Source organism: Chryseobacterium pennae, from assembly GCF_003385515.1.
GTDB lineage: Bacteria > Bacteroidota > Bacteroidia > Flavobacteriales > Weeksellaceae > Chryseobacterium > Chryseobacterium pennae.
In genome coordinates this window covers 78861-97848 of sequence record NZ_QNVT01000025.1, presented here as the reverse complement: position 1 = coordinate 97848, position 18988 = coordinate 78861, and the positions used below count along the sequence as shown (strand labels likewise).

The 18988-nt window shown below is 34.4% G+C and carries 17 protein-coding genes; 8 read left to right on the top strand and 9 right to left on the bottom strand.

Annotated features, from left to right (window positions below; genetic code table 11):
* The first annotated feature begins 286 nt into the window (after window positions 1-286).
* From DRF65_RS21425 to DRF65_RS21405, 5 genes are all read left to right on the top strand, one after another.
* On the top strand, window positions 287-1456 hold the full coding sequence (locus DRF65_RS21425; protein WP_115972773.1) for a T9SS type A sorting domain-containing protein: 1170 nt from the start codon (window positions 287-289) through the stop codon (window positions 1454-1456).
* A gap of 140 nt (window positions 1457-1596) precedes the next feature.
* The gene (locus DRF65_RS21420) at window positions 1597-4248 is read left to right on the top strand and encodes a 4-alpha-glucanotransferase (protein ID WP_115972772.1); all 2652 of its coding nucleotides are present in this window, start codon (window positions 1597-1599) and stop codon (window positions 4246-4248) included.
* Between the two features lie 139 nt (window positions 4249-4387).
* The gene (locus DRF65_RS21415) at window positions 4388-5404 is read left to right on the top strand and encodes a hypothetical protein (protein ID WP_115972771.1); all 1017 of its coding nucleotides are present in this window, start codon (window positions 4388-4390) and stop codon (window positions 5402-5404) included.
* 176 nt (window positions 5405-5580) lie between these two features.
* Window positions 5581-6027: a hypothetical protein gene (locus tag DRF65_RS21410; protein ID WP_115972770.1), complete on the top strand. Its 447-nt coding sequence runs from the start codon at window positions 5581-5583 to the stop codon at window positions 6025-6027.
* Window positions 6028-6154: 127 nt separating this feature from the next.
* On the top strand, window positions 6155-6664 hold the full coding sequence (locus DRF65_RS21405; protein WP_115972769.1) for a ferritin: 510 nt from the start codon (window positions 6155-6157) through the stop codon (window positions 6662-6664).
* Window positions 6665-6773: 109 nt separating this feature from the next.
* On the opposite strand, the gene DRF65_RS21400 is transcribed toward DRF65_RS21405, so the two are convergent.
* The 4 genes from DRF65_RS21400 to DRF65_RS21385 all read right to left on the bottom strand — a co-directional run bounded on the left by DRF65_RS21400 (window position 6774) and on the right by DRF65_RS21385 (window position 11693).
* Window positions 6774-7586 carry a ubiquitin family protein gene (locus tag DRF65_RS21400; RefSeq protein WP_115972768.1) on the bottom strand — a complete coding sequence of 271 codons (813 nt, stop codon included), beginning with the start codon at window positions 7584-7586 and terminating at the stop codon, window positions 6774-6776.
* A gap of 12 nt (window positions 7587-7598) precedes the next feature.
* Window positions 7599-7973: a hypothetical protein gene (locus DRF65_RS21395; RefSeq protein ID WP_115972767.1), complete on the bottom strand. Its 375-nt coding sequence runs from the start codon at window positions 7971-7973 to the stop codon at window positions 7599-7601.
* A 30-nt stretch (window positions 7974-8003) separates the two neighbouring features.
* The gene (locus DRF65_RS21390; protein WP_115972766.1) at window positions 8004-8189 is read right to left on the bottom strand and encodes a hypothetical protein; all 186 of its coding nucleotides are present in this window, start codon (window positions 8187-8189) and stop codon (window positions 8004-8006) included.
* 363 nt (window positions 8190-8552) lie between these two features.
* Window positions 8553-11693: a UvrD-helicase domain-containing protein gene (locus tag DRF65_RS21385; RefSeq protein WP_115972765.1), complete on the bottom strand. Its 3141-nt coding sequence runs from the start codon at window positions 11691-11693 to the stop codon at window positions 8553-8555.
* Between the two features lie 183 nt (window positions 11694-11876).
* Here DRF65_RS21385 and DRF65_RS21380 point away from each other — a divergent pair, with 183 nt between their 5' ends.
* The 3 genes from DRF65_RS21380 to DRF65_RS21370 all read left to right on the top strand — a co-directional run bounded on the left by DRF65_RS21380 (window position 11877) and on the right by DRF65_RS21370 (window position 14392).
* Window positions 11877-12623, top strand: coding sequence for a carboxypeptidase-like regulatory domain-containing protein (locus DRF65_RS21380; protein ID WP_115972764.1), 747 nt, complete (start codon window positions 11877-11879; stop codon window positions 12621-12623).
* A 109-nt stretch (window positions 12624-12732) separates the two neighbouring features.
* Window positions 12733-13545, top strand: coding sequence for a carboxypeptidase regulatory-like domain-containing protein (locus DRF65_RS21375; protein WP_228438872.1), 813 nt, complete (start codon window positions 12733-12735; stop codon window positions 13543-13545).
* Window positions 13546-13657: 112 nt separating this feature from the next.
* Complete coding sequence (locus DRF65_RS21370) at window positions 13658-14392, top strand: SIMPL domain-containing protein (RefSeq protein ID WP_115972781.1); 735 nt, start codon at window positions 13658-13660, stop codon at window positions 14390-14392.
* 137 nt (window positions 14393-14529) lie between these two features.
* On the opposite strand, the gene DRF65_RS21365 is transcribed toward DRF65_RS21370, so the two are convergent.
* The 5 genes from DRF65_RS21365 to bshA all read right to left on the bottom strand — a co-directional run bounded on the left by DRF65_RS21365 (window position 14530) and on the right by bshA (window position 18984).
* Window positions 14530-15042: a GNAT family N-acetyltransferase gene (locus DRF65_RS21365; RefSeq protein WP_115972763.1), complete on the bottom strand. Its 513-nt coding sequence runs from the start codon at window positions 15040-15042 to the stop codon at window positions 14530-14532.
* 5 nt (window positions 15043-15047) lie between these two features.
* Window positions 15048-15269 (bottom strand): PspC family transcriptional regulator, encoded by a 222-nt coding sequence (locus DRF65_RS21360; RefSeq protein WP_034695702.1) that lies wholly within the window; start codon window positions 15267-15269, stop codon window positions 15048-15050.
* Between the two features lies 1 nt (window position 15270).
* The gene (locus tag DRF65_RS21355) at window positions 15271-16530 is read right to left on the bottom strand and encodes a DUF2851 family protein (protein ID WP_115972762.1); all 1260 of its coding nucleotides are present in this window, start codon (window positions 16528-16530) and stop codon (window positions 15271-15273) included.
* An 81-nt stretch (window positions 16531-16611) separates the two neighbouring features.
* Complete coding sequence (locus DRF65_RS21350; protein ID WP_123947412.1) at window positions 16612-17205, bottom strand: hypothetical protein; 594 nt, start codon at window positions 17203-17205, stop codon at window positions 16612-16614.
* A gap of 630 nt (window positions 17206-17835) precedes the next feature.
* The gene (bshA, locus tag DRF65_RS21345) at window positions 17836-18984 is read right to left on the bottom strand and encodes an N-acetyl-alpha-D-glucosaminyl L-malate synthase BshA (RefSeq protein WP_115972760.1); all 1149 of its coding nucleotides are present in this window, start codon (window positions 18982-18984) and stop codon (window positions 17836-17838) included.
* Window positions 18985-18988 lie beyond the last annotated feature (4 nt).

Genomic DNA, 18988 nt, shown 5'->3' with positions numbered 1-18988 from the left:
ACGGTTACCCCACAGCAGGAGTGGGAGAGCAGGGCTTAAGTGTTGGGATAGAAAGGCGCGAGGAGTATGAGTGAATAGCAGGATTAAGCTCCTAGAATATATTTGAAATAAGGGAAAATTTATTATTTCTCCTTATATATTGTGAAACTATAATTAACATATTTTTATTATTTTGATGAATTTATTATAAATTTTTTCTAAAACATAACCTTTTTTTGTTTTTCTAATTTGTAAATTGTGTAACTTAGTCATACTAAAATGATTACGAATCTAAAATATACTTTCTATGAAAAAACATTTATTCCCTCTATTTTTACTGTTCCTAGGCATTAATGCACAGGCTCAGCAGGATTTTTTTGCCATTGCAGGAAAGGATACTCCAAGTATTAATTTCAGTGATTTCCGAGCGATGGATGTAATGAACGGGACTTCAGGTGAGAAGATTTTTACTGCAGAATCATCTTCAAAGGTTATTTCCCAGACAAGAAGAGGAGTGGTGACGGAAGATAAAAATTCTTTCAATAACTCCCAGGCAGTAACTATGGCAGCATTGGCTTATGATTCTTCCAGCAATAACCTGGTATATATGCCTATGTTTTCTTCTAATATTTATGTTTTAAATCCTCAGACTAAAGAAATTACTTTAATAGAGAATAATGCCGTGAGAGTAACGTCTTGTGATATTAATTCTCATATTACAAGAATGGCTACAGGATATGATGGTAATATCTATGCTGCCAATAACTCCGGAACACAGTTTTTGCAGATCAGTAAAAAAGGTGGACAGTACGTGGTTAACGATCTTGGAATTATAAAGGATGATGCTTCTAACGGTAAAAACTCATTTACTACGTTAGAAACTGGGTTTGGAGGTGATATGATTGCAGATGCAGATAATAATTTCTATGTTTTTGCAGCTTCAGGGAATGTTTTTAAAGTATCTGTTAAGGAATTAAAAGCAAAATTTGTAGGTAAAATTGCCGGGATTCCGGATAACTATTCAGTGAACGGTTCTGCAGTAAATGCGCAGGGAAAAGTGGTAATAGCAAGTGCTAAAGGAGCTCCTTTATACGAAGTAGATTTAGCGACTTTACAGGCAAAGCAACTTCCGGGAGAACAGAATCTGCATATTTATGATCTGGCAAGTAAGTACTTTGTAAACGACAGAACTTCTTCGAATAGCCTTTCATTAACTGATCTTGATATTTATCCTACAAGGGTTGATGAGCAGTTTGTCAATGTTCATGTTAATAATAAGAGTGTAAAAGGAAATATTAAGCTTAATGTCTTCGATATGTCCGGTAAAAATGTTATGACTCAAAACCTGTCTGTTAAGGATGGATCTTTGGATCAGAAGGTTTATTTTAAAGGATTAATTAGTGGAGCTTATATTGTAAGTATAGCTGATGAATCAGGAAAAGTAATAATAAATAAGAAAATTCTTGTTACCCAATAATGGGTCATTAAAATTTATCAGTAAAATTAGACTTATCATAGAACCTTTTCAATTGTATTGAGAAGGTTTTTTAATGATTATTTGATACTCAACAAGTTTTATTTTTCGATATTAAAATGTACTTTTATAAAAAAATATAGATGAAACTATACTTTAATGTAGGATATATTGTAAAGGCCGGAGAGAATCTGGAGCTTGTGATTAAGGAAGCAGGAGCTTCAGCTCATGTTTATACGATGTTTTGCGCAGAGAATGGTTTGTGGAAATGTGAAGTGGATTATTTTTCAAAATCCATTTCTTATCAGTACAGAGTGGTTAATGAAAAAGGAAACGTTTTAAGAGACGAATTTGTTCAGCATTATCTTAATTTTCCGCACAATTATAAAGAGTTTGTAATCTTTGATGAGTGGAATAATAAAAACTTCCCGGAGAATTATTTAAATAATAAAATTCTTTATAACAAGTTACACGATTTTAGCCTTGAGAAATCTGCAATTTTAAAAAAGCATACTCATCTATTCAGAATAGAAGCTCCTATCTACAATCCGGATTGGAGAATCGTCTTGTTTGGTAGTACAGCCTCATTAGGAAGCTGGGATTATCATAAGGTAGTTCCTTTATTCCAGACAGATTTTGGGGTTTGGGAAGTCTCTGTTGAGATTCCTGAAAATGAAAGTATTCAGTTTAAATACTGTATTTACGATACGAAACAGAATAGAGTAATAGATGTAGAAACAGGAGAAAACAGATTTACAATAGCGAACCCATTACCGGATGTACTACAGATTGTTTCCAACCATTATTTCAGATTCAAAGGGTACCAGATGTATCATGATGCCGGAGTTGCTGTTCCTGTATTCTCATTGAGAAGTGAAGAAGGATTTGGAGTAGGAGAATTTTCTGATATTAAAAAATTAGCAGATTGGACAAAGGAAACAAATCTTGGAATCATTCAGATCCTTCCGATTAATGATACAACAGCCAATTATTCCTGGACGGATTCCTATCCCTATGCTGCAGTATCTGTATATGCTTTACATCCCCAATATATTTCACTGGAAAAACTTGATTTTTCTTTACCGAAAGAATTAGTTAAAGATTATGAAGCTGAGAAAGAGGCTTTAAATTCTCTTGACCTTATTGATTATGAAAAAATGATCGAAGGGAAATGGAAGTATTTGACAGCCGTTTTTCAGGCAGAAAAAGATAAAATTTATAAAGACAGAAACTTTAAAAAATTCATTAAGGACAATGAATATTGGCTGGTTCCTTATTCTGCATTCTGTGTATTGAGAGATAAATACAAAACACCTAATTTCAATGAGTGGAAAACTCATAAAAAATATATTGCGGGAAAGATCACACAGTTTTTTACGACAAAAAGTAAAGACTATGATCTTTCAATGCTTCATGCATGGGTACAGTATCAGCTTCATGTTCAATTGAAGGATGCTGTAGATTATACCCATAGTCTTGGAGTTTCTTTAAAAGGAGATCTTCCAATCGGAATCTATAGATATTCTGTTGAAGCATGGACTGAACCTGAACTGTTCGGAATGGATTTCCAGGCCGGAGCACCACCGGATCAGTTTACAGAGCTAGGACAAAACTGGGAATTCCCTACCTATAACTGGGAAGCTATGAAAGCAGATGACTACCGATGGTGGAAAAACAGATTCAAAGCATTGGAACAGTATTTTGATGCTATGAGGATAGACCATATTTTAGGTTTCTTTAGAATATGGAGGATGCCTGTTTCTGCTGTACAGGGTATTTTAGGATATTTCTATCCTGCGGTTCCTATTGTTGCAGATGAATTTAAAGCCTGGCAGATTCCGTTTACCTTTGACAGGTATTGCAAGCCGTTTATCAACAATGAGATTTTATGGAAGAATTTTGCAGGAGATAGTGGAAAAGCTCTTGTATTTATGGATCGTAAAGAAGATGGAACCTATTCCTTTAAAGAAGAATTTGATACCCAGCGAAAACTTGTAGATTTCTTTAAGAAAAAACCACATGGTCCACTTGAGGAAAAGTTGATTTCCCTTTGTGCCAATGTCCTGTTTTTACCGGAAGAAAAAAATGGAGAAACCGTTTATCATCCAAGGTTTAATGTTTATAATACAGAGTCTTATCAAAATCTTCCGGGATCTGAACAGAAAAGTATTTATGATCTGTACCACGATTATTTTTTCAGAAGACAAGATCATTTGTGGTACGAAAAAGCAATGGAGAAGCTGCCGGTTATCCTGAATGCAACAAAAATGCTGATCTGTGGTGAAGATCTGGGGATGGTTCCTGCCTGTGTGCCTGTTGTAATGGATGAGCTGGCGATTATAGCCCTGAAAGTTCAGCGTATGCCTGCAGAGAATATCCCATTCTATGATCCAAGGAATGCCAGTTATATGAATGTAGTTACAGCCTCCTCTCATGACAGCTCAACACTGAGACAATGGTGGAAAGAGGACCCGGCTTTAACTCAGAGATATTTTAACCAGCAACTGATTCAGTATGGAAAAGCTCCGGAAGAATTAACTCCTGAACTAGCCGAGATCATTATGAAGCAGCATTTATACAACGAATCTATGCTGGCAATCTTCCCAATCCAGGAATTTCTGGCTACGGATGCGAATCTTACCAATCCTAAAATAGATAATGAAAGGATTAATAATCCTGCCGTTTTCCCTCATTATTGGCGCTATAGAATGCATATAAATCTGGATGAGCTTAAAAACCAGAAAGTTTTCAATGAAAAAATTGGAGATTGGATAAAAAACAGTGGTAGGATGTAAATTTAACAATTGATTTTCAGACTATTACATATATATTAAAAGAAGTTTAATCTAAGGATTTAACTTCTTTTTTTTATTTGAATCAAAAAGATAGAATTAAGATATTCTGTTATATATTAACCAATTAACGACTATAGAGATGAAAAAAATATTTTTGGGATTAGCTTTTGGGCTTGGCGTTTTGACGTCTGCTCAGCAGTATCCGAATAATGGTTGGGGTGATGATGGTTATTATCAGAATGGAAATGGCTATTACGGCGATGAAGATGACAGAAATTATTTCCCTGATGATTATTATTATAACTATCCTCAGGATTATTATCCAAGTGATTATTATCAAAGCTATTATAACGATTACAGAACCAGTATTGTCAATATCGACTGGAATGGATTCTTTATACAGAACAGATTGACCCGTTGGCAGGTAGATCAGATCATGAGACTTAATAATCTGTATGCAAGTTTTTCTACTTGGGATAACTTTTACAGATATAATCCGGACAGATGGTACTATGACAGATTCTACGCTTTGGAAAGAATTATGGGACCAAGAGTCTTTGTAGTTTTTCAGAATAATTATTACAGAGGAGCAAATCCTGTTATTTACTTCCAAAATTATAGAAGATCTTATTATATGCCGCGATATACGGTAATGCCCAGATACAGAAATGTAAACATTAATATTTACAGAGTAGACCGGTCAAGGTTCAGAAGAAATGATAATCCTACTTTTGATGTAATCAGAGGAAGCAGCAGACCAAATAATGGTTTCAGAAATAATAATGAATCAAGTGGTGGTTTCCGTAATAATGGAAAAGAGACTAATTCTGGAGGTTTTAGAGGAAACTCTGAGAACAACAGCGGATTCAGAAGTAATTCAGATAATGAAGGCTTCAGAAACAATAATTCCGGAGGTTTTAGAAGGGATTCTGAGAACAGCGGATTCAGAGGAAACTCAGACAACAAAGGTTTAAGAAATAATAATTCCGGGGGCTTCAGAGGAGGCAGTGAAGTGAAAAGAGAAGCAGCTCCGGCTAGAGAAAGTAATGGCGGTTTCAGAGGAAACAATGGTGGTTTCAGACAGCAAAGATCTGAAAATTCTTCACCAGGTCGTGGAAATAGTGGAGGCTTTAGAGGAAGCTTGGTAAGGAATTAATTTTCATATATTATATTTAAGTGGTGTGAAGGACAGGTTTTTATAATCTGTCCTTTTTTTATTTATTATTGATTTATTTTAGTTAAAATTTAACATTATTTATGAATTTGTTAATTTAACTTATGATTTAATAGGTAATCAAAAAGATATAATAACAATTAATTAAATTTTTAAAGATGAAAAAATTAGTTTTAGCAATAGCATTTATCGGAATAGGAAGTTTTGCAATGGCACAACAGGCAACTCTACAGGACAAGGAAGCAAGAAGAGCAGAAATGCAGCAAAAAATGCAACAGAAAGAGCAGGAACATCTTGCGCAGATGCAAAAAGACCTTAATCTTAATGCTTCACAGGTAACACAGGTAAAAGCATTACATGAAAAAAGAAAAGCTGAAATGAAAGCTGACTTTGCAAAGAATAAAGAAGTAAGACAGGCGAAAATGGAAGAAATGAAAGCCAAGAGAGCACAAATGGATGCTGATATGAAGAAGATTCTTACTCCTGAACAATATGATAAATGGCAGGTTGACAGAAAAGCTAAAATGGAACAGAAAAGAATGGCAATGAAGGATAGAAGAATGATGAAAAAGCCTATGAATACTGCTGCTCCTGAAGTAAAATAACTGTTCGTGATTTTAATTTTTTAATGTGTAAAGGATGGATGATTTTCCATCCTTTTTGTATTAATTTTCTGTAAAACTTTTGATTTCGGGCTTTTATTCCCTATTTTTGACTATAAATTTAATACTTATGGTTAGCGAAAAAATTGCAAAATTAATTAACGAACAAATTGCTCACGAACAATACGCCGCTCAATATTATCTTTCAATGTCTGCATGGTTTTCAGGAAAAGACCTGGATGGAATTGCCAACTACTTCAGAGTACAAAGCAAAGAAGAATTAATGCATGCTGATAAAATGTTTGATTATCTGAATGATGTAGGGGGAGAAATTATCATCGGAGAAATTCCAAAACCTCCGCATGAGTTTGAAAATGCAACAGATATTTTTGAAAAAGCGTTGGCACATGAGAAAATAGTTACTAAAAGTATTTTCAATATTGTGAAAAATGCCAATGAAGAAGGAGATTTTGCAACAACATCGTTCCTTCAATGGTTCATCAACGAGCAGGTAGAAGAGGAAGCAAGTGCTTCTCAGTATGTAACGAAAATTAAAATGGTATGTGATAACCCATCTGCATTATACCTTTTTGATCAGGAACTTTCTCAGAGAGTATTTGCACCTAATACAACTGCTTAAAACCTGAAAAAGTTTTCAATAATATAAAAACCGCTGTTCTTTGGAATAGCGGTTTTTTGTGAGCAGACTTTATTATAAGCAATATGTAATAAAGAGTTATATAGGAAAATTACTTATAGGCTTCATTTAGCTCAATTTCAAACTTCCTCTGCTCTTTTTCATTAAACTCTTCTACTAGTACGCTTCTAAAATAAGGTAATAATTTTTTATCATGATCCAGCTTTGCAATCCTGGAAATAAAATCCCGGTCTATAATGGCCTTATCCTTTTGGAAAAGTAGCTGCAGATATTCAGCACTATACTTCTCAGGATTACTTTTTATTCTGCCAATAACATCTCTAAAAATGATTTCATTACTGTCAAAATGAAAACAGCAGACCAGGTAGAAAAACAGATCATTTAATTGCTCATCCTTTAGCCATTTATCAATTTCCTCCTGATTAGGCGTAAACAATAACTTATTAAGAACAATATTATATTCCTCACTATGATCAAGGTTTTTATAATCAGACGAATTGTAATATTTTAAGCTTGATGTATCCAAAAGGGGAAATTCTGTATCAAAAGAGATGATCCTTTCTTTCGGAAAAAGAACCAATCTGGAAGCATCACCACTGGCGCTGTCTTTTTGAAAAATATGATAAGGGATGATCTGGTATGTTGTATTGTTTACCGGTATTTTTAGGTTTTTATTTACTGTTTTGTTAAACTCTGATTCAGAAGGGGCTTTATAATGTTCGTGGATTAGAAATTCACTCATAAGTTTTCCGATTTTCCGATAATAATCTTCCTTATGTTCTGGGCTCCATGAATCCATTACATATGCTTCATCCGAATCTTCCCGTTCATAACTATAGGTCTGTGCTTTTTGTTTACAACCGATAAACAGGAATAGTATTGTAGTTATAATACTTAATTTCATGATTATAATGGATTAGTTGAGAGGTTGAATAGCTTTTATAGCATGACTGCTGTTGATGCTGTATAACGAGAATACCGAAACAATAGTCAATAAGTATAAGACACATAATAAGAATAGTTTCTTGCCATTTCCTTTTCCAATTGAAAAGAACTGTATCAGAAAAAGTAAAGGATATACAAGGATAATCACTGTAAAAAAAACAAAAAACCATGTCATGACTAAAGAAAACAGACTCTGGATATTAATCGTTTCAACACTTCTGTTAAAAGAAACATGAGCTGCTTTATCCCAATAATAGAGGGCTGTTAAAATAATAAAAATACTGAAGCTGATCCATTGGATATTGAATAAGATCTTCCAGTTTTTAATGATGAAACTTTTCAACATAGCCTTTGTGTATTTTTAGTCTGCGAAGAATTATTTATTCTGCCTTTGCCTCTGTATTCTGATAGCGGTAATAAAAACTACAGCACCTATAATAATACTGAAAAAAGTAGATTTAAAGAGGCTTTCTGTAGGCATATACCTAAAACCTTCTGCAGTTACAGGCGGATCAATATAATCCAGAATATTATATATGACAATTCCGGATAAGGTTATCATAAAGACGCTTATAAGAAACGAGATCAAATAAATTTTCATGGCTAAAGCATTAATACTTGTGTTAGTTTTTAAGAGTGCTTTTTTAATGTTTTTCCAGTAGTTTTTTATATGACGAAAGATACAACTAAATCTATATCTTTCGTTGGTTCAACAAGTATTATATTACTGTTAAGAAAAGTTGTATCTGAGAACAGGTCAATAATATAATAAGGATATTAAATCCAGTTAGAACTCTGATCGTTTTATACACTTTATTCCGGTTCTATTCTGATAATAGAATTTTCAAGGTCGAATTAAAAAAAATCCTTTTTTACTTTTATTTTAATTGACTGCAAATCAGAATAATAATTGAAATATAGGAAGTTACAGATAAATGATCTGTGTTTTCAAGACTTTTTTACCCAGCCTTTCAAGAATATTTTTATAGCCTTGTACCTGCTCTTCATCCTTATCTTTCTGTTCGCCGGTTTTAAAATCTACAATAATATAACCTTCCTCACTTTTTAAAATACGGTCAGGTCTTGAAATATGGCTTTCTCCATTTTCAGAGATCATGATATCTTTTTCATTGATGACTTCCCATTTCTCATCAAAAAACTCAGCATACGTTCTTATGATTTCCTGGAGAGTGCTCTGTATCTCATTTTTCTCTTCAAGTGTAATCTGGCCTTCAAGTGCGTATCCTTCCAGAACTTTGTTGATGTCTTTTTCAGTATTGATCTTCGATAAAAGCTCATGCACAAAAAGTCCGATTCTTACTTTTTCATTTCGTACCTGATAATTTTTGGACGGAGTCGCAATTTTGATGGAAGTACTTTTTTCATTTACATTCTTCAGGTTCTGAATGTTCTGGGTTTTGAAAGATGAGCTTTTCGTCTTTGAGTACTTTTTCAACATTTCAGACTTCACTTCATACAAATCAAATGAGTCCAGGTTTTCAGTGTTTTTTGTCTGAATAAATTCTAACAGTTCAAGATTATTAGAGGTTTTATTCGCCTTTTGAAGATAGAAAAATAGCTGTTCGACAGGTCTTGTTGTTGCTACATACTGCAAACAAAGTCTATCGATCAGGTTTTTATAAGAATTCTTTTTGTTAAACTTTTGAATTTCCTCATCGTATACTTCCAGATTCTTACTGAACTGATTGATGTTGACAGATTTTAAAGCATCATTTTCATTCGTTTCAAACCAGTTGGTAAACTCGCTATCACGGTTTTTGTTCATCATAGGAATAAAAACGATAGGAAACTCCAGTCCCTTAGATTTGTGGATCGTCATGACCTGGATAGCATCAATATTTTCAGAAGCCTGAATGGTGTAGGAAGAAGCTTCTTCATCCCAGTATTTTAAAAACTCTTTGGTACTTGCTCCCGCATTTTGTGTAAAATTGAAAAGCATTTCCAAAAAGTTCAACAGAAAGTCAGTTTCCTTATTTTCTACTGAAAATTCATTGATGTAATATTCTATAAAATTATACAGATTGAATCTCGGGAAATGATCCTGCTTCAGCTGCAGCGAATATTTCTGCTGAATAAACTGAAGAATTTCCTCATGACCTTCAATATCCAGGATTTCTTTCATTTCAAGGGTAAAATCTGCCATGTGAATTTTTCCCAACGTATTCAGATAATACATCATCATAATCAGGCATGGCTTATTCTTCGGATTGATTTCCCATCTTAAGAACTCAATGACTGCTTTCAATGTATTGGAAAGCTCCAGTGTAAGACCTTTATCAGATATAGTTTTAATATTGGTTTCCTCACCATGGTAATTCACTTTTAAATTTCCCAGCTTTTGAGAATAACTGAAAATATCAAAATTTCCACGGCATAGAATCGTAATATCAGAAAACTTAAACCCATTATCCAGACATTCCTGTATATCTTTTCGCATACACTCAGAAGTATCATCATAAAACTCTTCATTGGTGAGATTTTCGATAAGGTTTACTCTTACCCGCCCGTCAATCTTAGATTTAGGAGTTTGCTCCGCATCCTTCCCGAAAATATTTTTATGTTCCTCTTCCAGCTCCAGAGAATGGTATTGATACAGTTCATTATTAAACTGCACAATATTTCTGGCACTTCTCCAGTTGTCTTTAAGAACAAGAAGGTCTGCTTCTTTAGGTGAAAATTCTTTCTTGTTGATAATATCCAGCATCAGTTTACTTTCCCCACCCCGGAATCTGTAAATACTCTGTTTAGGGTCTCCTACAAGAGTAAACGAAGTATATTCAGTAGAGACACTATGATCCCTCAGCGGAACAAAATTCTGCCACTGTAACTCTGACGTATCCTGAAATTCATCAAAGAAATAATGCTGAAACTGTGAACCTACTTTTTCATAAATAAAGGCAGAAGGTTCATTTTTAAGATTTTCATTGATAAGAATATTAAACTTTGAAAGAAGAACAAGGTCATTCTCTTCCTCAATTTTTTTCAGCTCATCCTGAATATCTTTATTAACCTTTAAAGGAAGCAATGCAGATAAAACCTTTTCCTTCTTCTGAGTCTCAATATACAACAGAATAAGTTTCATTCTGTTTTCAATAAGCTGATCCAGAATTTCCAAAATTTCAGCTTCTTTATGCTTCGATTTTGAAGAGGCTCCTTTCCTGTAATTATTGATTACAGACTCTTCCTGAGTCGTAGGAAAAGGAAACCCGGCTCTTTTCTGTTGGTAAAAATCAATAACCTTAGTAAAGAAACCTCCGATCCCGTTTTTTCCCTGAGCAAAATCTTCAATTTCAATATTTTTGGATTTAAACAATTCAATAGAACTTGCAGCAAGATCTGCAGCCTGTTTTTTATTAAGAACAATCTCTTTCCTAAGCGCGTTTTTGATGTCTTCATAATTGGTGTCATCAAAACTCTGATTATTTTTCAGATGCTCATAGTGAATATCTTTTACAAACTCTTTTGCTGAGTCGTAAAGATTTTTGTTTAGATTAATCCTTTCGTTATTTTCAAGACTATAATCCACATAATCCATGAAAGAATTAGAGATTGTTTCATTCTCACCGATCTGATCCAGCATTTTATCCACAGCTTCAATCAGAAACGGTTCTGCTTCAATTTCCAGGTTAAAGTTTTTAGCCAGCCCCAACTCATAGGAAAAGCTTCTTACCAGCCTGGAATTAAAACGGTCAATCGTTCCGATATTTAAAGTGGAGTAATTATGAAGAATATGGTCCAGTAATCTTTTAGACCGAAGATGCAGTTCATCAAGAGTAATTTTTAATCCCTGCTCTTCAAAGGCTTTCTGGATATTTTTAAGATCAGCATTCTCTGCATAATTACTGGCGACGAAATTCCCAAGCCAGGACAGAATTCTTTCCTTCATCTCATTAGCAGCCTTATTCGTAAAAGTCAGGGCAAGAATATTCCTGATAGATTGCTGTTGGTTAGGGTAACGGAGACAGATCATCAGAAGTCTCTGAACCAGGGCATATGTTTTCCCCGATCCCGCAGAAGCATTGATGACTGTGTAAGAATTTTGCATTGTTAAAAGAGAATTGAGACTGCAAGTTAGCTAAAATTTAAAAGAAAATTTAACAATTCAATCCGGCTATTTAACAGTTTCGGGAGCAAAAGACAGAAAGAAAATATTAAAAGGCGTTAACGGTGGTTAAACTTATGGTATAAATTAAAAATAATTTTAGCTTTGCTCTATAAAAAATAACCTGTGAAATTCAAACTACTTCTTTTTTTATCACTCATTTTCTTCATTCATTCCAATGCCCAAAATTATATCTTCGGAAAGATAGTTGCTGAGAGTGGTGCGGAAATGCAGGATGTTACTGTCGTTAATATTCGGACAGACGACATGGTCTTGTCAAATGGTGATGGTCATTTTATGATTTCCGGAAGAGTAGGTGATGAATTACGTTTTATAAAAGCCGGTTATGATAGAGTGGAGAAAAAAGTATCTCAGGAAAATGTACAGTCTCCTATGAACATCAGTCTCATCCGATCAACCATTCAGATTCCCGAAGTAGAGGTAAAGCAGGGACTTACCGGAAACCTGAAAATAGATTCCCGAAGCTATAACAAGCCGAAAAAGGTTGAAAAACTGTTGGCTGATCTTGGAAAATATATGTCGCAGAAATCAGATCCGAGGATTCTTGCTGCAAAACCAGGGGAATTTGTACAGCCAAAAGGAGAGGGATTCATGATTGGGAAGGCTAAAAACAAATGGGATGATATTGATTTAACGAACTATATACGGGCAAGTCTTGGAGATGATTATTTTACCAATCTTAAAATAGAGAAACCACTGATTGACCATTTTATTTCCTATGTTTTTGCCGGAGGTTTTGAAAGGAAAAAGATCCTCAAATATGGATTTTGCAGTGATGCGGATCTGTACAGATTTCAGCGTTTTGTACTCACCAGAATTCCGTCTTATCGTACTCCACAAGTTCAGAGGTAATGTAAAAAAGGTCAATGACTCAGGAAACGATACCAGTCTTTCACGAATACTGTAAAATAAATAAACTGTACGATAAATAAAATATCGTTACTTTTATATCTATAATAAATTGGATTATAAACTCAAAAATATACTAAGCATATATTGGGGGAAAGGTTTTCTCTTCCTTACAATACTATGTACTCATCTTGTATTAGCCCAGCAAACTGTAACCGGAAGGATTATTGATGATAATGGTGACAATCTGAGTGCTGTAACTATTGTTAATATGTCTACCGATAAGAAGGCATATTCAAATTCGATGGGGATGTTTTCTATTGAAGCCAATTCTAATGATGAACTGAGGTTTGTAAAAGAGGATTTCAAAAGAGTTTCCAGAAGAGTTCTTACAGATGGTGCCAATACACAATTGCTGATAACCCTTTTTCAGATTCCAAAAGATATTGGAGAAGTAAAAATCGTAAAGAAATTGTCCGGTGATCTGGAGCAGGATTCCAGAATTGTTGCGAAAGTAGACAAAGGAGAGCAGGTAAAACAGGCTGTTGGCCTTCCGGAGCCCATTGGAAAGATGCGCGAAAAACCGGCAGAAGTGAAAAGTGTACTGTTACCTATCCTGCTGGGAAATCTTAATGTACAGGGAGTTTATGATCTCGTAAGCGGTAAAGCCAGGAAGCAGAAGAGACTTTATAAATATGATGATCTGCAGGAGCATATTGAATGGGTTAGAAGCAGGGTAGAGGATGATTATTTTGTTAAGGCTGGAATTCCTGACAACAAAATTTCAGAGTTCATAGAATTTTCATTTGTTGCAAAACCTCAGGTTCGTACCTATGTAAAAGCAAGAAACTTGTCGGGTGCCCTATTGAGAATGGAAGAAGTTATCCCGCTTTTTATTGAACGCTTAAAGAATAGTCATCAATAAATCTGATTTTCTTTTATAATCAGTAGCTTTTCTTTAATGTTAAAATTTTCTTAAAATATTGGAATGGAAATTGCTGCAATATTCTCATAATCAAAATCAATTCACAAATTTTATGAATAAAAACATTATTGCGGTAGCTATAGGAGCACTAGGCTTTGTACTGGGCCTCGGTTTTTTAGGGAATGCAATCAAAAACAGGAATAAATCTGAAAATACAATCTCTGTAACAGGGTTAGGATCCAAACAGTTTACCGCTGATCTTATTACCTGGTCTGGAAGTTTTTCTAAGAATAATGTTGATCTGAAATCAGCTTATGATGAATTGGCTATGGACAGAAAAGTGATCAATGATTATCTGACTTCGAAGGGAATAAAGCAGAATGAAATTGTTTTCTCTTCCGTAGACATTCAGAAACAGTTCAGAAGTTATAATGATTCCAATGGGAATTATGTTCAGGGAGAATTTTCCGGTTATAACCTGACTCAAAATGTATCTATTGAAAGCAAGGAAGTAGGTAAAATTGAAAACCTTTCCAGAAATATTACTGAAATTATCAACCGCGGAATTGAGTTCACCTCTTCTTCGCCTTCCTATTTCTATACCAAATTAGCTACTGTAAAGCAGGAAATGATTGCCAGTGCGACAAAAGATGCCAAAGAACGTGCAGAAAAAATTGCAGAAAACTCAGGAAGCAGTTTAGGAAATCTTAAAAAAGCTACGATGGGAGTTATTCAGATTACAGCACCCAATTCAAATGAAGATTATTCTTATGGCGGAACATTCAATACCTCTTCTAAAGAAAAAGAAGCCAGTATTACCATCAAACTGGAATATGAGGTGAACTGATTTACAATCAATGATTATTTAATTCGTCAGGTTTAAAAGAATGAAAATAAAACGCAAACATCTATAGCTAATTCTCTTATCAATTAACTTTTCAAATCAATAAAAAATAAACGCCGGAAATACTCCGGCGTTCTATATTAAGGATATACAATATCGCAAATTTCATTTTTAAGCTCCTCCACATTTTCAGGAGAATAATTGGCCAGCAGCCATAAGTTCAGAGATTGTTTTCCCTCTCCATAGCTTGGCTGTATATAAGTCGTATCAATCAGACCAAAGTTGTTTCTCTGATAGAAAGAATAGCGTCTTTTAGCATCTTCATTCTGATCTTCAGGTTCAATTTCAAGGATTATTTGTGGATAACTTTCCAGTAGATGTCCCATAATATGTGATCCAAGCTTTTTACTTCTGAAAGTTTCAAACACTTCAAAATGTTCCACAAAAACAAAAGAACTTAATTTCCATAAGATGAGGTATCCTATATCTTCAGATTCATGTACTACAGACATGAAACTTACATTCGGATTTGAAAATAAATCCAGAAACTGTTCCTTATCTCTTTGCTCGTCTACAGGAAAAGTGCTGGTATAAGAAGTATAGATTCCCTGAACTCTATGATCTTCAGCAGACGTAATCGGTAAAAATTCCATAATTGTTATAAGTCGAAGACGCTTGGTCTTCTGGTGATAAAAATATCTTTAATCCACAAAGTAAATGCCAAACCCAGATAGATCAGAAAGAAAAAGCCGGCTGTGGCGAAAGTAGAGTAGATGAAGAAGATCCTTAATTTGGATACAGGAATTCCCAGTTTAGCTCCTGTTCTTGTCAGTACACCAAACCATTCTCTTTCCATTTTATGACGGATATTACTCAGCATTTCAAGATTCTTTTAAAAGTTTAAATCCAATACTGCAAGTTAAGCAATTTTTTTCGTCACATGAATTTTTATAATGATAAATCAGGCTCTGGCTTTCCAGGGCCGTTTTAACAAGAACTCCAAGATTTTTCCAGTTCTGGATTACTGAGTTTTTTTCAGCAGTAATATTCTGATAGAATTCTAAGATCTTATCAGCAGTTTCTTCTTGATGATATTTATGATAAGTGTATTTTAAAGGAAGTATGGTATTCAAGATGATGAGGTCAATAAAATCTTTGCTCAAAGTCTTAGGGTGTACTTTCGCAATCGTTCCGAAATTGAAATGGCAATCCCAATACTCCGAAGCTTTTACCGATTTAAACAGATCATACAGCTCTTCAGTGTTTTCTGCATCCATGATCTTTGAAAATAAATTCTGATGCTGATAAAGGTCTGCAAGCTGAGATAAACGGATCGTAGGAAAATTAGGCGGTCTTAATCTTAAAAACTTAGGATGAAAAATAAGATCCGGAAGCTTAAATTTTACTTTAAGGAAGTCAAATTCCCGTTTCCATATTTTCATTTGTCCGTCTTCGGGAGTGGCAAGCCATCCTGAAATTCCGAATAATAAAGCTTCAAGCTGTAAAGGATTCTGCCGGATTTTATTAATAATACTGTAATCAATACTTTCAGCAATCTGCCTGAAAATATGAGCATTCACTTTTAATCCAAAAGAATACGCTAGGCTGTGAAATAAAACTGCTTCAAAATTATTTTTGTAAAGGACTAAGCTTTGCTCCAGTTCAGCAGATTTTTCCTCCAGTTTTTTCAGTATATTTCCTTCATGAAAATGTAAAGGGATCTTATCTTTGTTAAAGATATTTTCACAGGCTATAAACTGATTTCCATTGATTAACTTTTCGTATTTCCTGATGATATTTTCATCAATGTGATGCTTCAGTTCAAGAGTAGAAACTTGCTGATCTGTAAGCTGACTTATTTCTACATCATGCTGAAATACGACATGAAGAATAATATTCTGGTAATTGGGATCCTGAGAATGATTATGGAAAATCCAGTCCGAGGAGCGGACATGCAGTTCTATATTTCCGGCAAGAATTACCCCGTTGATTTTGATCTTAGAATCGATAAAATCCGGGCCGGCATCTTTGTTCCATTTCCCAAAATGTATGATCTCAACGGAATTTCCTTCAATATCCTTGAAGTCAAAATATTTGAAAACCTTATAGTTCCAAAGATATTGAAGTAATTTTTCCGTCATAAGCGTAAGAAGAAATAGATAGAATGGTTTGTCCTTTATTTTGAATCTACACCTTACATGATAGTCTGACCAATTCCAGATCTAGTTTAGATTAGGAGTAGAATGCCAGGTTCCCTGGATCCAAAAAGTCCCACCGGAGTTTCCAGCATTAATTGCTGTTAAACCGTTTACAGTTGTGAAAGTAAAATTAAAAACCTGTGAGGAATTGATAGTAAGAGTAAAACTATTGTTGGTTATATTAGTAATAGTAGCTGTTCCCCCAGCAGACAGAACAGGATTTTGAATAATAGTAATAGGAGTACCCAGCTGATATATAATTGAAAAAGTGATGGCGGGAAGACCAGAAACAGACGCTCTTCCTATAAAATCCAGTCGGGCTTCTTTATTGCCTGTCCGAATATTTGACCAATTACTATTGCTGTCCGACCATCTGTATATTCCTGATGAATATAGAATGTTTAAAGCATTGGTGTTGGTAAGCGTTCCGTCGCTGGTCGTTACAACTACTGAATTAGGAAATAATGTACTGTTGTTGGTTGCTGCTCCAGTTAGGTTTCGGACTCTTGTGCTCCCATTGACATCCAGTGTTTTGGTAGGGGTATCTGTATTAATTCCTATCTGAGCAAGGAATAATCCTGAAATCATTAATCCTAATAAGCTCAGTTTTTTTTTCATGTCTCTCATTGTATGTGCTTTATTGTTCAATAAATAAAATTGTATTATTGAAGGGATAACAAAATTTGTAGATTCAGCTTTATTACAGATCTATTATTATTTGCAAAGGTCTGTTATTTTTTGTGTCATTATTCTTAAAGGCGTACGACACTTATACAACATTTGTAAACTACAGGTACTACAAATGTTATACAGAAAATTAAAATATTCTTTATAGTTCCTGAAAAAGAAATTATCTTTTTGTTAACTCTGATTTTTTATCTACGTCCTACTAATGGTAGAGCCAATGATCAGATACGTAGAAATCATGATACGCTGTATATTTCTATCCCTGGGAGAAGTTAAGAAAAGAAACACTGGAAAAACATGAAGCTTATGCAGATATGATACCAGTAAAATGGATCAGGATAAGAATAGAAGTAAAAGATGAAACCGCAAAACTATGCTTAAACGGGGCTGTACAACCTATATTAATTGTTAATGATCTGAAGGGAAGTATTGGGCCATTTTACTGATCTTAAAATAAGTTAGGAAGATTAATAGACTGAGATGATTGCAAAAAAATAAAGGCCTAGATCTATTCATCTAAGCCTTATTTTATGTCTATTCGACTACCGGAATTTTAAAATATTATGCTTTCGTCAACTCCGTTTTAAAATTTTCTATAGTTGTTCTATACATTTTCTCATATATAGGAAGAATATTTTTCAAATCGAACTTTATTGCCTGATCTTTCGCGTTTTCCTTCATTTTGGTTAAAAGATCTTCGTTACTCAACAACTTAATAGTGTAGTTGCTCATGGCTTCTACATTTCCGATCTCTGCCAGATATCCTGTTTCTCCCTGGATATTTACTTCAGGAATTCCTCCAGCGTTCGAGCTGATTACAGGAGTGTAGGCTGCCATAGCTTCCAAAGCTGCCAAACCGAAACTTTCCTGCTCAGACGGAAGTAAAAATACATCAGAAAGCTGTAAGATTTTATAAAGATCATTTACTTTCCCCAGAAGACGGATTTTTGAGATAAGATCAGGGTTTTCTTCAAGGAACTGGTTCACCTTTTCCATATCAGGACCCTCACCAATAATGATCAGTTTGGATTTAACCTTTTTTTCTACATTCTTAAAGATCTGCAGAACTTCATCCACACGTTTTACAGGACGAAGGTTCGATACATGGATCAGAATTTTCTCATCAGGATTTGCAAACTGCGTTCTCTGACATTCTGTACAATCATCGAATTCTGAATTATCAATAAAGTTGGTAATCACCTGGATTTCCTTTTTGATATTGAAAAACTGAAGCGTATCCTTTTTCAGACTTTCAGAAACAGAAGTAATAGCGTCTGATTTGTTGATAGAGAATTCTACTGCATGTTTATAGCTTGGATGCTGACCTACAAGAGTAATATCTGTACCATGTAATGTCGTCACCAAAGGAATATCATTATTATCTTCCTGAAGCATCTGTTTAGCTGTAAATGCAGCATATGCATAAGGAATAGCATAATGAGCATGCAACAGATCCAGTTTATAGAGATTGACAACCCTATAGATCATAGAACTTAATGCAATATCATAAGGCTGATATTGAAAAAGCGGGTAGGTCTGAACATTTACCCTGTGAAAGAAAATATTCGGATTGGTAATATCTAATCTTGCAGGAAGAGCAGAGCTTATGAAGTGCACTTCATATCCTTTGTTGGCAAGGGACATTCCAAGTTCTGTTGCTACAATTCCGCTTCCACCATAAGTTGGATAGCAAAGTATGCCTATTTTCATTGGA